Below are 14,031 nucleotides of genomic sequence, written 5' to 3' on the forward strand. Positions count from 1 at the left end.
GGGGCGGTCCACGCAAACTCAGGCCGGCGCCAGTTCCGCGGCGCCACAGGAGCCGAACAGGAAACCGTTGGAGAAATCGGCGCCCGGCGCCAAGACCTTGAGCCGCGCCAACCCCTCGGCGCCGGAGATCGCGCCCGAGGCCGCGTCCGCAAACGTCTTGCAGACCGCGACGAAATCGCCGGTGTGGGGCGACAGGCGCAGCGAGCGCACGCCGGCCGCCGCGAGACGGTCGAGGTCGCCGATCAGGTTGCAGTAATTGTGCGACATGGTCTGCACGCCATTGACCGCCAAAAAGTCCTGGCCGTCGAGCGTGTTCACGGTGAGGCCGTCGGGGTCCTTGTCGCAGACGAACTGACACGAATCCTTGCTCAGCCCATGCACGCGCGCATGGTAGCAGCGCGCGGAAATGGCGAGCGGAATGCGCCCGTAGGCCCAAAGCTCGGGCACGGCGCCGCACTGGTTGGCGGCGTGAGCCAGTTTTTCCACCGAGGCGAACGGGATTTCCGGCGGCAGGCAGAACAGTTTCGCCCCCTGTCCCGCGAGATAGGCCAGCGTCGCCTCGTTATAGACGTTGATCAGCGGGCCGATGGAGAAGGGCGGGCGCGCCCAGTTCATCAGCGTGAGGTCGTTGATCTCGACCTCAAGGGCCGTTTGTTCAAATAATTCTCGCGCGGCGCGCTTTTCACGCTCCAGCGTCACCATGGCGAGCGAGCCGAGCACGACCGTCTTGCCGCCGGCTTGCAGGCGCTCGATGGCGGCGGGGATGCGGTCCTCGTAGAACGGCGTGCGCTTCGAACAAACGGTTTCGCCGATCACCACGCGATCCACCGGCGCCTCGTCGGCGATCCGGGCGTAAAAGTCGGCAAAAGCGTCGGCGCTCCAGTTGAACTGCAGGGGTCCAACGGTCAGCGAAAATCTTTGTGTCATCTTACCGCCAAGTTTTTCGGTACGAGCCCGCGGTCGTGGTCTGGCCCTCGGTGAGGTCGCGCAGGGCGCCGCCGACGACCGGGCGTCCCGCCGCGTAATCGTCCACGGCTTTTCGAAAATTGCGCACCACGGCTTCGGTGTAGGAGCGGCTGCGCTGCCGGCCCTCGATCTTCAGCGCGGTGACGCCGGCTTCCGCCAGTTGCGGGATCAGCGCACCGGCGTCCAGGCTCGACGGGTCCTCGAACACATGGCCCTTGTACTCGCCGGCCTCGAAACAGCCCTTGCACAGCGTGGGGTAGGGGGCGGCCTCCTTGGCGCCGACGCGATGGATGGCGAAGCCGCCCAGACGCGACACCAGTTCGTCGTCTTCCTCGCGATATTCGACATGGCTGGCCGGCGAGCAGGCGCCGTTCATGTTGGGCGATTTGCCGGTGGCGTAAGACGACAAGGAGCAGCGCCCCTCCGCCATCACGCACAGGCCGCCGAAAATGAACACTTCGGTCTCGATCTCGATGTCGCGGTTGACCGCCGCGATTTCCTGCACGGTGAGCACGCGCGGCAGCACCACGCGCTTCACGCCGAAGGCGCGGGCGTAGAAGGAAATGGCGTCGGCATTGGCCGCCGCCGCCTGCACGGAGAGGTGCAGCCGCAGGTTGGGGTGCTTTTTCGACGCGTAATCGAGCAGGCCGATGTCGGCGAGGATCACGGCGTCGGCGCCGACCTTGGCCGCGTCATCGACGCGCTTGTGCCACAGCTCGACCGCGCCGGCGCGCGGAAAAGTGTTGATGGCGACCAGGGCGTGCGCGCCCTTTTTATGCGCATAGGCGACGGAGGTCGCGAGCTCCTCGGTGGAAAAATTCAGACCCGGAAAATTGCGGGCGTTGGTCTCGTCGTTGAACCCGCAATAGACCGTGTGGGCGCCGGCGTCGATGGCCGCGCGGAACGCCGCGGGGGTGCCGGCGGGGCAGACCAGCTCAAGTTTTTTTCCGCGCGCGCTCATGCGTGGTTCTCATTCTCGCGGGTGAGGGCGACGCCGAAGAAATGGCCGACGGCGGAGGAGACTTTTCGCGCCGGCGTCGCCGCGACATGTTCGAACGGGCCGAACAGGGCGGCGATTTCGCTGGCGAGGTCAATTTCCTCGTTGTCGATGGCGTTGCGCAGCGCCAAAACCGCTTCCGTATCGCCCTCGATGACGAGGTCGCGAGAGAAGAACAGCGCGTCGCCGTCATAGACGCCATGGACGAGGCCGAGCAGGGCGGCGAGCGGGCCGCCGATGCGGGCGTCCCAAAGGCCGGCGTCCTCGCGGCGGACGGCTTCGAGCGTGGGCGCCTCCAGATGCGGCTGCAGGCGGAAGGCGAAGGGCAGATCGGTCGGATCGATCAAAAAAACCTTGTCGGCCTGCTCGCCGAGGCGCGAAAACAGCGAGGGGTGGCGGCGAATCAGGGTTTTCACCAGATGCGCGCCGGCCATGGACAGCGGGGTCAGCGGCGCAAACCGCAGCATGGCCGCGCCCACGGCGGGAAAAAGGGGTATGTCTTTAGCGTTCCACATCGTCCCAACATTCATGCGGTTTCGCGAGATCGCTTCGCGATCCGCAGAAACGGATCGCGCAAAAATCCTCCGACGAGGCGGATTTTCGCGCGAACGGAATACGGATTTCGAACCTATCGTTCGCAATCCGTATCAGAACATGTTCAGCGTCACATTGACTTTCGTCAATGCGCCGGCGCGGCCTCTAGAGCACGACAGAGCATGACTTTTCGAGAACTGCCGCCGTTTCGCGATCTGCGCGCCTTCACAAAATACCTTGAGCAGGAGCGTCTCTTAGCACGCGTCGGCGAAAAGGTCAGCCTCGTTCACGACATGACCGAGCTGCACCGCCGCGTGCTCGCGGCGGGCGGGCCGGCGCTGTTGTTCGACAAGGCGTTTTCCCCCCACGGGCCGGCGGCGATGCCGGTGCTGACAAACCTTTTTGGAACGCAGGAGCGCGTCGCCGCCGGGTTCGGCGTCGCTTTGTCGCGCATCAGCGAACTGGGCGAAATGCTCGCCGCCTTGCGCGAACCGGCGCCGGTCGACGGTTTTAAGGACGCCTTGAGCCGCTGGCCGATGGTGCGGGCGGCTTTGTCCACGCGGCAAAACGTGGTTTCAAGGCCGCCTTGCCAGGCCGAGGTTTGGCGCGGCGACGATATCGACCTTGCGAAAATTCCCGTCCAAACCTGCTGGCCCGGAGAGCCGGCGCCGCTGATCACCTGGCCGCTGGTGATCACCCGCCCGCCGGACACCCCCGCCGACGAGACGGGAAAGATCAATATCGGCGTCTATCGCATGCAGGTTTTGGGAAAAGGCCGGGCGATCATGCGCTGGCTCGCCCATCGCGGCGGCGCCGCCCACCATCGCCTCTGGGCGAAGCAGGGCAAGGACATGCCGGTCGCCATCGCCATCGGCGCCGATCCCGCCACCATTTTGTCGGCGGTGCTGCCGCTGCCCGAAACCGTGTCGGAGCTGCGGTTCTCCGGCGTGCTGCGCGGCGAGCGGCCCAATGTGGCCCAGGCCCTGACCGTGCCGATGATGGTTCCCGCCGACGCCGAAATCGTCATTGAAGGCTATGTATCCGCGACTGAGACCGCGCCGGAAGGGCCTTATGGCGACCACACCGGCTATTACAACAGCGTCGAACAGTTTCCGGTCTTGAAAATCACCGCCATCACCACGCGGCGCGACCCGATTTACCTCAGCACCTTTACCGGACGCCCGCCGGATGAGCCCTCCGTGATCGGCAGCGTGCTGAACGATCTGGCGCTGCCCACCATGCGCCGGCAATTGCCCGAAATCGTCGATGTCTGGCTGCCGCCGGAGGCGTGTTCGTACCGCATGGCCATTGTTTCGATCAAAAAAACCTATCCGGGACAGGCGCGTCGCGTGATGATGGGGCTGTGGGGCATGCTGCCGCAGTTCAGCTACACCAAGACCGTCATCGTCGTGGACGAGGATATCAATGGCCGCGACTGGAACGATGTCGCCTGGGCCCTGGCGACGCGCATGGACCCGTCGCGCGACCTCATGCTGATCAAGGACACGCCGATCGACTATCTCGATTTCGCCTCGCCGGAATCGGGGCTGGGCGGCAAACTCGGCATTGACGCCACCAACAAGATGGGCCCGGAAACCCACCGCGAATGGGGCCAGAAGCTCGACACCACGCCGGAAGTGAAAAAGCGGGTGGACGCGCTGTGGCCGCAGGTCACGGCGGGATTCAAGTTTTCATGAGGCCGCGCGTCGTCGTCGGCGTCAGCGGCGCGTCGGGCGCGGCCATTGCGTTGCGCGTGGTTGAAATTCTGGATGAGCGCGGCGCGGATGTGCATCTGGTCGTGTCGCGCGCGGCGGAATTGACGCTGGCCCATGAAGTCGGGCCGGATGCGCTGTCGCGGCTGCGCGGATTTGCGAAACATGTGCATGACATCGACAGCGTCGGAGCCGCCATCGCGTCCGGGTCTTTTCCCACGCGCGGCATGATCGTCGCGCCCTGCTCGATGCGGACGCTCGCGGCAGTCGCCAACTGCCTCGCCGACAATCTCATCACCCGCGCCGCCGACGTGCACTTAAAAGAGCGACGCAAGCTCGTTCTGGTGGCGCGCGAAACGCCGCTGCATCTCGGGCATTTGCGCGCCATGACGGCGGCGACCGAGGCCGGGGCCATCGTCATGCCGCCGGCGCCGGCGTTTTATCTGAAGCCGCAGAGCGTCGACGACATTGTCGACCAGATCGCGCGGCGCGCCATCGATGTGCTGCATCTGTTCGAGCCGCTGGCGGCGCAATGGGGCGGGGAGCCAAGCGCTTAGCTGGGTGGCAGGTGCTCCGCCCAGGTTTTCAGCGCGGCGTGGCCTGAGGGGGTGAGCCCGTACACCCCGCGCTCGATGCGCTCGAACCAGTCGTAAACATTGCCTTGCAAAATCTTGGCGGCGTCCGGCGCCACCTCGCGCAGGTCGCGCGGACGGCACGGGGCTTCCGAAAGTTTTTGCGCCACGGTGAGCGCCTGCTGGCGATAAGCGGTCAGTTGGGGCTTGCGCGTCGAGCCGCCGACGACCGGATCGCCCCTGCGGCGGCGATGCTCTTCGACAATGCGCGAACGTCGCTTGGGGTCGCGCCTTGGCTTCCACGGCGCCGGCTCCACCATCACCTCGACCCGCCCGTCGGCGGCCACGGTGAGCAGGCCGAAACCCAGCAACCGGCAGAGTTTTCGCGCTCGCGAATCGTGTTCGCGCCCGCGGCCCCGCTTGGAGGCGGCGACGGCGAGCCAGACCTCGTCGCAGGCGCTTGCCCGATCCACCCCCTGCAACACCAGTTCGAGCGTAAAACTCTGCTTGAGTTCGCCAATCACCACGCGCTCTGTCCCTTCGGACAGGGCGACGAGATCGCAGCCGCACACCTCGCCCTTCACCTCAAGACCGAGCGATTCCAGGTGGCGTTTGATCGGTCGGTAAAGATCGGATTCGAAAACCATGGGCCAAACTGGCAAGGCGTGGTTAACAAAAGTTTTATGCGCGCGCGCCGCCGCCGCGGCCCTCGAAACATTTGCCATTCCGGCGCGTTGAGGGTGCTTCATGGAGGGATTTTTGATGCGAGCGCAGGTTTGGCGCGGCGGAGACGGCGCTTGATCAACGACGTCGCGCAGGGGCGGCAATCGTCCGCTGGATATTCTGAAATTATTGCCTTTTTCTGGTGTGGGCGCGAAGCTTTCGCGGCGATGGCGGCAGATCAATGCGCTGATTTCGCACCTCGGCTAAAATCCAAGCCAGCTCTTTCCTCTTGTCAGGTCATCCCATGACGGAACGGCAAACGGGCGAAAGGATGGTTGCTGCGCCGGCATTGGCGCAAAATCTCGTCCCGGCGCCGCAAGCGAAGGCGGTGATCGAGCATCATCCGCCGGGCCGGGCGAGGGTATGGACGCGCAGGCTGCTGATCCTTGGCCTGCTTGGCTGCGCCGCCGGCGGTCTTTACTGGCGGGCGCATCGCGTCGCGCCCCTGCCAGCCTGGATCGCGATGGGAAATGGACGGCTTGAGGCCGATCCGATCGACATCGCGACAAAATTCGCGGGCCGCATCGCGCAATTGCGCGCCGACGAGGGCGACAGGGTGACAGCAGGGCAGGTGGTCGCGCTGATGGACACGCGTGACCTCGAACAAAGCCTGAAGCGCAGCGAAGCCCAGGTCGAACAGGCCAAGCGCGTCGTCGAGCAGACCATGGCGACGCGCGCGCAGACGGAGAGCTCGACAAAGCTGGCGCAGCAGGAACTCGCGCGCAGCGAAAAGCTGGCCAAGAGCGGCTACGCCACCCGTGAACTGCTCGACCAGCGCCAGCAGGCGCTGGACGCCGCGAAAGCCCTGCAGAACGTCGCGGACCATCGTGTGGCCGAGGCCGAGAAGGCGCTGACCGCGGCCGAACACGACGCCGAACTGGTGCGGGTCAACATCGCCGACAACGCGCTGGCCGCGCCGCGCGACGGCCGCATCCAGTACCGGCTCGCCAATGCCGGCGAGGTCCTGGGCGTCGGCGGCAAGGTCTTCACCATGCTCGACACGTCCTATGTCTATATGGATATCTACCTGCCCACGCTCACCGCCGACCGGGTCAAAATCGGAGCGTCCGCGCGCATCCTGCTCGACGCCTACCCCGACCGGCCCATTCCGGCAAAAGTGAGTTTTCTGTCGGATCAGGCGCAGTTCACGCCCAAAATGGTCGAGACCAAGAGCGATCGCGACAGGATGATGTTCCGTGTGCGCGTGAAGATCGACGCCGACAAGGCGCGCGACCACGCCGACGAGGTGCGCAGCGGCTTGCCCGGCGTCGCCTATGTGAAGCTCGACGAGAAACAGGACTGGCCGGAGGCGCTGAAGGGCGCGGAACGATGAAACGCGTCGTTGCCTCCGATTTGGCGTGGATCATTCAACCGCGTCATGGTCGGGCTTGTCCCGGCCATCCACGCCAAGCCGTTGCGTCGGTGGCGCAGCGTGGGACCGAAGCGCTCGCAAACCTCGCCACTCCTCGCGCGCCATGTCGGCGTGGATGGCCGGGACAAGCCCGACCATGACGGTGGAATCATATTCCTCGCCCGTCGTCCGCTTGCGCGACCTGCGCCACGACTATGGCCGCACCCGCGCGCTGGACGGCCTGTCGCTCGACATTCCCTCCGGCTGCATGGTTGGATTGGTCGGGCCGGACGGAGTGGGCAAATCCACGCTGCTGGCCCTGATCGCCGGCGCGAAAATCCTGCAAGACGGCGGCGTCGAGGTTTTGGGCGGCGACATCGCGCAAAAAAGCTGGCGTAACGAAATCTGCCCGCGCATCGCTTATATGCCGCAGGGGCTTGGCAAAAATCTCTATCCCGATCTGACCGTCGAGGAGAACATTTCGTTCTTTTCGCGCCTCTACGGACAGAGCGCGGCGGAAGGGGCGGCGCGGGTCGCCGGGTTGATGCGCGACATCGGCTTGCGCCCCTTCGCCAAACGCCTGTGCAGTCAATTGTCGGGCGGCATGAAGCAGAAGCTTGGCCTGTGCTGCGCCCTGATCCACGATCCCGACCTGCTGATCCTCGACGAGCCGACCACCGGCGTCGATCCGCTGTCGCGGCGGCAATTCTGGGAACTGGTCGACGCCATGCGCGTGACCGCACGCGGCGCGGCCGGCGAGGGTCCCGCCATGAGCGTGATCGTCGCCACGGCTTACATGGAGGAGGCCGAGCGGTTCGATTTCCTGATTGTCATGAACGACGGAAAGATCCTGGCGACCGGGGCGCCGCGCGAAATCATGGCGACGACATCGACGCAAACGATCGAGGACGCCTTTGTCGCGCTGCTGCCCGAGGGCGGGGCGCGGCCGAAACTCAGCATCCCCCCCCGCAAGGACGACGGCGGACCGCCTGTGATCTCCGCACGCGGTCTGACCAAGAAATTCGGCGATTTCACCGCCGTCGATCACGTCGATCTCGACATCGCGCGCGGCGAAATTTTTGGCTTCCTCGGCTCCAACGGCTGCGGCAAGACCACCACCATGAAAATGCTCACCGGCCTCACGGAGGCGAGCCGTGGCGAGGCCCTGCTGTTCGGCCAGTCCGTGCAGGCCGGCGGCATCCAGGCGCGGCGGCGGGTGGGCTACATGTCGCAAGGCTTTTCGCTCTACAGCGAATTGACGGTGCGGCAAAATCTCGATCTGCACGCCAAGCTGTTCGGCCTGGCGCCACAGGCGGGGCGCGAAAGAATCGCGGAGCTGATGGCGCGTTTCGGCCTCGACGGCCACAGCGACGCCCTGGCCGCCGACCTGCCGCTCGGCCTGCGCCAAAGGCTGTCGCTGGCGGTGGCGCTGGTGCATGACCCCGATCTGCTCATCCTCGACGAACCGACCTCCGGCGTCGATCCGTTGGCGCGCGACGATTTTTGGCGGCTGCTGATCGACCTGTCGCGAGACCAGGGTGTGACCATTTTCATGTCCACCCATTTCATGAACGAGGCGGCGCGCTGCGACCGCATCTCGCTGATGGATTCCGGCAAAGTGCTGGCGACGGGGACGCCGGCGCAGATCGTCGCCGCGCAGGGCGCGAAAAATCTCGAAGACGCTTTCGTTTCGCTGCTGGAAAAGGCCGGCGCGGCGCGTCCGCCGCCGGTCGCCCGCATCGCCGCGCCAAGAACGCCGCCGAAAAATCCCGCCTTCAGCCTGCGCCGGATGATGGCCTATACCATTCGCGAAATCCTGGAACTGTCGCGCGACCCGATCCGGCTGTCCTATGCGGTGCTCGGCCCGGCGCTGCTGTTGCTGCTGCTGGGCTTCGGCATCACCACCGATGTCGATTCCCTCACCTTCGCCGCGCTCGACCGCGACAATTCCTTCCACAGCCGCGCCTATCTGAGCGAGGTGCGCGGCTCCTCCTATTTTCTGGAACAGCCGGAGATCGCCAGCGCCAGCGACCTGATCGACCGCATGAAAGGCGGAAAAGTCAGCGCCACAATCGAGATCCCGCCGGGGTTCGGGCGCGACATCAAGAAGGGCGAGCCGACGGAAGTGTCGGTGTGGATCGACGGCGCCATGCCGTTTCGCGCCGAAACCATCCACGGCTATCTGAGCGCGGCGCATCAGCAATTCATCAGCGACCCCGCCATTCGCGGCATGAAACCCGCCTCGCCCACGCCGGCGAACATCGAAACCCGATTCCGCTACAATCAGAGTTTTGACTCGATCTACGCCATGGTTCCCGCCTCGATCGCGCTGCAACTGGCGCTGATGCCGGCCATTTTGATGGCGCTGGCCATCGTCCGCGAGAAGGAGCTGGGCTCGATCACCAATCTCTATGTCACCCCGGTGACGCGGCTGGAATTTTTAGCTGGCAAGCAATTGCCCTATATCGCGCTGGCCTTCGCCGATTTTTTCGTCATGTTCCTGATGGCGCTGTATATTTTCGGCGTGCCGCTCAAGGGTGGCTTTTCCGCGCTGGCGCTGGGCGCGCTGGTCTATGTCGCCGCGACCACCGGCTATGGCATGGTGATTTCCGCCTTCACCAAAACCCAGATCGCCGCCTTGTTCGGCGCGACCATCCTGACCATCCTGCCCGCCACGATGTTTTCCGGCATGTCCACGCCGGCGGCCTCGATCACCGGCTTCGGCCGCATCATGGGCCAAGTTTTCCCGATGACCTATTTCCTGCCGATTTGCGTCGGCGCCTTCACCAAGGGGCTGCATTTCGCCGATCTCGCCGGACATCTGGCGAAGCTCGCCCTGTTCTTCCCGGCGCTGGTGGGTTTGAGCCTTCTGCTGCTGCGCAAACAGGAGAAATGATGCAGAGCTCGATCTGGCGGACTTGGCGCAACATTTTTTGGCTTGGGACCAAGGAGCTGCGCAGCTTTTTCCGCGATTACGTGCTGCTCGGGCTGGTGCTCTATTCCTTTTCCATGGCCATCCTCGCGCAGGCGCAAAGCCACGGGCAAGAGCTTTACAATGCCGCGATCGCGGTCGCCGACGAGGATGGTTCGGAATTGTCGGGCCGGTTGGCGCGGGCGTTCCTGCCGCCCTATTTCCTGCCGGCGCAAAATGTTTCGGTGGGCGAGATCGACCGCCTCATGGATATCGGCGCCTTCACCTTCATCCTCGACATTCCCCCCAATTTCGAGCGCGATTTTTTGGCGGGCCGGCGCCCGACCGTGCAGGTCAATGTCGACGCCACCGCCATGATGCAGGCGGGGATCGGCTCCGGCTACATCCAGCAGATTCTGGCCAGCGAAATGGCCAAGTTTTCCACGCGGCAGGACAGGCCGCCAGCCGCCGCCATCGCCCAGAATGTGCGGTTCGCCTTCAATCCCAATCTGGTCACAGCGTGGTTTTCCAGCGTGATGGGCATCATTTCCTCCACCACCATGCTCGCCATCATTCTTGCCGGCGCGGCCGTCGTGCGCGAGCGCGAGCACGGCACGGTCGAGCATCTGCTGGTGATGCCGGTGACGCCTTTCGAAATCGCATTTGCCAAGATCTGGGCCAACAGCCTGATCATCCTCGGCGCGGTCGGCCTGTCGCTTTATTTTGTGGTCGAGCGCCTGCTGGCCATTCCCATCGCCGGCTCCGTGCCGCTGTTTCTGTTCGGCGCAGCGCTCTATCTGTTTTTCGCGACCTCCGTCGGGGTGTTCCTCGCCACCATCGCGCGCACCATGCCGCAACTCGGCCTGCTCTATCTGCTGGTCGCCGTGCCGCTCAACCTGCTGTCAGGCGGCAATACGCCGCTCGAATCCATGCCGCCGCTGCTGCGCAATCTTATGCAACTGTCGCCCGCCACCCATTTCGTCGCCGTGGCCCAAGCGGTTTTGTATCGGGGCGCGGGTTTCGATCTGGTCTGGGAGCATTTTCTCGCCATGACGGCGATCGGCGGCTTGTTTCTGTCGCTCAGCGTTTGGCGCTTCCGCAGCGTGTCCGGGCGGAATGGGTGACGCGCGCGCCGCGATCCGGCGCTTCGCGGGAACAACGGACAATGGCGGATTGTCCCCGGCTGGCGATGACAAAATAGCAGTAGCTGTTGTTCGGAAGCGGCGGCCGTGGCCGTGGCGCGTAAACATCAGCGCAGTCGGCATCAGCGTGTCGGCCACATCCGTCAGAACACGTGTTGCGTGCAGGCCGATGATCAGCCGCACGATCCGCGCGACCTGCGCTCGGCCTCTCGCTTCAAATACGACTACGATGGGCGCTATGCGGCGAACGGTTTTCGGGTCGCGCGCTCTCCCTGAAACAGGGTTCGAGGAAAGGCCGCAGCGACAAGCCGAGCGCCGACCTCTCGAGCATTTTCAAGAGAAGTGGATCGAATAATTCTAAACGAAATCAAATGCCTACCGTTGATCGCGGAAAAATTCCAAACTCGGCGGGAACCCTGGGGAGAGCTTCCGGTTTAGCTAGCTTATCGAAGTCTATGCTGTGCGTTCCAAACACTTTCGCTTTGACTTTGAAATGACCGAATTGTTGGAGGGCTCTCGACATGAATGGCTTGGCGCCGGTCGTCCGGGTGCGGAACGCTGTTCACGCCTTCAAGGGCCGCAACGTCTTCTCCGGCCTCGACCTCGATCTGTTCAAGGCTGAAATCTTCGGGCTTCTCGGGCCGAACGGCGTTGGCAAGACCACGCTGATGAAAGCGATCTCGGGTCGGATTCGCCTGGCGAGCGGAGACATTGAGGTCGATGGCGGGAATATTCTGCGCGAGCCTTCGCGGCTGTCGGCGATCAGCTTTGCGCCGCAGGAAATCTCGCTCTACCAGCATTTGACGGTGAAGGAGAACTTGCAGGTTTTCGCCAGCGCGGCCGGCGCCCCGGAGGCGGAACGACTGATCCGGACCCTCATGGCCGAAACGGGCCTTCAGGACCGCGCCGATCAGATCGCCGCAACGCTTTCGGGCGGATATCAACGCCGCGTCAACATCTGCATCGCGCTTTTGAAGCGCCCGCGAATCCTGCTGCTCGACGAACCGACCGTCGGCATCGACATCGATGCGCGCGAATCCATTCATCGCCTTCTCGAAGACCTGAGGCGAAAAGGGGCGACCATTGTGGTCTCGACCCATGACCTCGATCAGGCGCAGCGGCTCTGCGACCGCGTCGGCCTGATCCAGAACGGACGCATCAGCCTCCAGGGACGCCCCGAGACCCTCGTGCGAGACGCCTTCGGCGATCGGCTTGAAGTCGTCGCCGAACTGCGCGCGCCCGCCAACGATGGGCAACGCGCCGCGCTGGAAGCGGCCGGTTTCGCCACCCATGCGTCCGACGTTCAATGGCTGGGCCACTTCGATCCCCAACACATCGACGTCGCGGAGCTGAGAAGCCGGCTGACACGGAGTGGATTGCGCGTCCAGGAAATCCGGGTCCATGAGCCCGACCTCTCCAGCCTGTTCCTGCGCATGGCGCAACAGGAGCTTGCGGCATGATCCTCTCCATGATGCGCGTGATGTTTCTGGATCTGCTGCGCGATCGCGGCGCTTTGGTCATGGCCTTCGTCTTGCCCGCCGCCATTTATCTGATCTTCGCCTCGATCTTCTCCGGAACGGGCGGGGAAAAGCTTCAGCTGAGCGTCGCCGTTCTCGATCAGGCGGAGGACGGCGTATCGCGCCGGCTGGTCTCGGCGATCGCGGAGGACCCTCGGCTTTTCGTGGCGCCTTCTCCGTCCACGCGCGCGGGGCTGGAACGGGCGATCCGGCGCGGCGACGTGGACGCCGGCATCGTCATTCGCGGTGATCCCGTCCAATCGGCGAAGGAGGCGCCCATTCTCGTGCTCGGCGACACGAGCCGCCCGGTGGCGGCGCCTGTCGTCGCCGGCCGCCTGCAAAAAATCCTCGGCGAAACCCTTCCCGACGTCGTCTATCGCCGGAACATCGTCGAATTCGATCAGAACCTGGCCCCTTTGACGCCGCAGCAGCGCATGCGGGCGGAAGCGGCGGCGCAGGCCATCGAAAAGGCGGTCCAGGAAAAGGGCGCGGGAGGGCGGCTGGACGCCCCGGCGCCTATGGTCGAGTTGGCGCTGGTCGCGCGCAGCTCCCAGGCCGACGCGCCGACCGTCTACTATGCGGGCGCTGTCGGCGTCCTGTTTCTGCTGATTTCGGCGGGGCAGGGCGCCATGCTGCTCATTGATGAAAGACGCAACAACATTCTCGATCGCCTGACCTCCAGCGCGGGCGGACTGGCCAAGGTGGTGGGCGGCAAATTTCTGTTCCTGACCCTGCAAGGGACGATTCAGGTCGGGATCATCTTCCTCGTCGCGGCGGCGCTCTATGGCGTCGCGGTCATGGATCGGGTGCTGTCGTGGAGCCTTGTGACCTTGGCCGCCGCGGCCATGGCGGCTGGCGCCGCCTTGCTGCTGTGCGCCCTCTGCCGCACGCGGCAGCAGGCGCAAACGCTTTCGGCCTTTCTCGTTCTCATGGTGTCCGCCGTCGGCGGATCGATGATCCCACGCTACCTGATGCCGCGCTGGCTGCAGGATGTCAGCATGCTGACGCCCAACGCCTGGGCGATCGAAGCCTACCAGGATCTGCTCTGGCGCGACGCCGACGGCGGCAGGGCCTTTCTCTACGCCGCCATGCTGGTCGGCGTCGGACTGGTCGCCATGACCTTCGCCTGGGCTTTCCTGCTGCGGGAACGTCGCAGTTAGCAGATTTCCAATGTGGCCCCTCGCGCTTCGAGACGCCATTGCCGTCATCTGACGCGTCATACGGTTTCCGCAAGATCGCTTCGCGATCCGCGAAAACGAAATCGCGCGGAAATCCTCCAGGCAAAGGGCGGATTGCCGCGCGAGTGGAATACGATTTCCGAACTGATCGTTCGGAAATCGTATCATCCTTCAATGCCCCTGCGGCATAGGAGGCTGCGCAACCCCTGGCGCGATCGACGCAACGCCCACAAGCAAATCCCGCTTAAAGCAGCAGAGATAAAGAGCAGCAAACGTCGCTCTTGATTGGGAGAACGTTAATTTCTCGTAATCTTCAGGGCATGATGGAACATAATGTCGTGTACGGCGATTTCTTCTACGAAAATTTGCTCAACCTATGCCTTTGAAAGGGCGTGTTCATGACGAACTTGCTCGGTCTTGTCCTGTCC

Annotated in this window: 12 protein-coding genes; 8 read left to right on the forward strand and 4 right to left on the reverse strand. The window is 64.2% G+C overall.

Annotated features, from left to right (window positions below; genetic code table 11):
* Positions 1–18: 18 nt before the first annotated feature.
* The 3 genes from ubiV to ubiT are packed head-to-tail and all read right to left on the reverse strand — an operon-like array spanning position 19 to position 2,493.
* Entirely contained in the window at positions 19–927 is a 909-nt protein-coding gene (gene ubiV / locus GJ654_RS00665) for a ubiquinone anaerobic biosynthesis protein UbiV (RefSeq protein ID WP_155444167.1), read from the reverse strand.
* Position 928: 1 nt separating this feature from the next.
* The gene (gene ubiU, locus GJ654_RS00670) at positions 929–1,927 is read right to left on the reverse strand and encodes a ubiquinone anaerobic biosynthesis protein UbiU (RefSeq protein ID WP_155444168.1); all 999 of its coding nucleotides are present in this window, start codon (positions 1,925–1,927) and stop codon (positions 929–931) included.
* Positions 1,924–2,493, reverse strand: a complete 570-nt coding sequence (ubiT, locus tag GJ654_RS00675; protein ID WP_210350790.1) for a ubiquinone anaerobic biosynthesis accessory factor UbiT — start codon at positions 2,491–2,493, stop codon at positions 1,924–1,926. Before ubiT ends, ubiU begins: the two co-directional genes overlap by 4 nt.
* A 186-nt stretch (positions 2,494–2,679) precedes the next feature.
* On the opposite strand from ubiT, the gene GJ654_RS00680 reads away from it, so the two are divergent.
* On the forward strand, positions 2,680–4,194 hold the full coding sequence (locus tag GJ654_RS00680) for a UbiD family decarboxylase (RefSeq protein WP_155444169.1): 1,515 nt from the start codon (positions 2,680–2,682) through the stop codon (positions 4,192–4,194).
* Positions 4,191–4,766, forward strand: coding sequence for a UbiX family flavin prenyltransferase (locus tag GJ654_RS00685; RefSeq protein WP_155444170.1), 576 nt, complete (start codon positions 4,191–4,193; stop codon positions 4,764–4,766). Before GJ654_RS00680 ends, GJ654_RS00685 begins: the two co-directional genes overlap by 4 nt.
* Here the strand turns inward: GJ654_RS00685 and GJ654_RS00690 are convergent.
* Positions 4,763–5,428: a DUF2161 domain-containing phosphodiesterase gene (locus GJ654_RS00690; RefSeq protein ID WP_155444171.1), complete on the reverse strand. Its 666-nt coding sequence runs from the start codon at positions 5,426–5,428 to the stop codon at positions 4,763–4,765. The genes GJ654_RS00685 and GJ654_RS00690 overlap by 4 nt on opposite strands.
* Before the next feature lie 150 nt (positions 5,429–5,578).
* Between GJ654_RS00690 and GJ654_RS00695 the strand changes: the two genes are divergently transcribed.
* The 6 genes from GJ654_RS00695 to GJ654_RS00720 all read left to right on the forward strand — a co-directional run bounded on the left by GJ654_RS00695 (position 5,579) and on the right by GJ654_RS00720 (position 13,585).
* Positions 5,579–5,752, forward strand: a complete 174-nt coding sequence (locus tag GJ654_RS00695; RefSeq protein ID WP_155444172.1) for a hypothetical protein — start codon at positions 5,579–5,581, stop codon at positions 5,750–5,752.
* Positions 5,753–5,775: 23 nt separating this feature from the next.
* Entirely contained in the window at positions 5,776–6,837 is a 1,062-nt protein-coding gene (locus GJ654_RS00700) for an HlyD family secretion protein (protein WP_246664519.1), read from the forward strand.
* A gap of 175 nt (positions 6,838–7,012) precedes the next feature.
* Positions 7,013–9,751: a ribosome-associated ATPase/putative transporter RbbA gene (gene rbbA / locus GJ654_RS00705; RefSeq protein WP_155444174.1), complete on the forward strand. Its 2,739-nt coding sequence runs from the start codon at positions 7,013–7,015 to the stop codon at positions 9,749–9,751.
* Positions 9,751–10,890, forward strand: coding sequence for an ABC transporter permease (locus GJ654_RS00710; RefSeq protein WP_155444175.1), 1,140 nt, complete (start codon positions 9,751–9,753; stop codon positions 10,888–10,890). Before rbbA ends, GJ654_RS00710 begins: the two co-directional genes overlap by 1 nt.
* Before the next feature lie 539 nt (positions 10,891–11,429).
* On the forward strand, positions 11,430–12,368 hold the full coding sequence (locus GJ654_RS00715; RefSeq protein ID WP_155444176.1) for an ABC transporter ATP-binding protein: 939 nt from the start codon (positions 11,430–11,432) through the stop codon (positions 12,366–12,368).
* Entirely contained in the window at positions 12,365–13,585 is a 1,221-nt protein-coding gene (locus tag GJ654_RS00720; protein ID WP_155444177.1) for an ABC transporter permease, read from the forward strand. Before GJ654_RS00715 ends, GJ654_RS00720 begins: the two co-directional genes overlap by 4 nt.
* Positions 13,586–14,031 lie beyond the last annotated feature (446 nt).

The sequence above is a fragment of the Rhodoblastus acidophilus genome (genome assembly GCF_009720655.1).
In the GTDB taxonomy this organism is placed as follows: Bacteria; Pseudomonadota; Alphaproteobacteria; order Rhizobiales; family Beijerinckiaceae; genus Rhodoblastus; species Rhodoblastus acidophilus_A.

Coding starts and splice junctions, on each gene's coding strand:
- GJ654_RS00700 (WP_246664519.1), top strand. CDS start 5,776: ATGGTTGCTGCGCCGGCATTGGCGCAAAATCTCGTCCCGGCGCCGCAA.
- ubiV (WP_155444167.1), bottom strand. CDS start 927: ATGACACAAAGATTTTCGCTGACCGTTGGACCCCTGCAGTTCAACTGG.
- GJ654_RS00690 (WP_155444171.1), bottom strand. CDS start 5,428: ATGGTTTTCGAATCCGATCTTTACCGACCGATCAAACGCCACCTGGAA.
- ubiT (WP_210350790.1), bottom strand. CDS start 2,493: ATGAATGTTGGGACGATGTGGAACGCTAAAGACATACCCCTTTTTCCC.
- GJ654_RS00710 (WP_155444175.1), top strand. CDS start 9,751: ATGCAGAGCTCGATCTGGCGGACTTGGCGCAACATTTTTTGGCTTGGG.
- GJ654_RS00720 (WP_155444177.1), top strand. CDS start 12,365: ATGATCCTCTCCATGATGCGCGTGATGTTTCTGGATCTGCTGCGCGAT.
- GJ654_RS00680 (WP_155444169.1), top strand. CDS start 2,680: ATGACTTTTCGAGAACTGCCGCCGTTTCGCGATCTGCGCGCCTTCACA.
- GJ654_RS00715 (WP_155444176.1), top strand. CDS start 11,430: ATGAATGGCTTGGCGCCGGTCGTCCGGGTGCGGAACGCTGTTCACGCC.
- GJ654_RS00685 (WP_155444170.1), top strand. CDS start 4,191: ATGAGGCCGCGCGTCGTCGTCGGCGTCAGCGGCGCGTCGGGCGCGGCC.
- rbbA (WP_155444174.1), top strand. CDS start 7,013: ATGACGGTGGAATCATATTCCTCGCCCGTCGTCCGCTTGCGCGACCTG.
- ubiU (WP_155444168.1), bottom strand. CDS start 1,927: ATGAGCGCGCGCGGAAAAAAACTTGAGCTGGTCTGCCCCGCCGGCACC.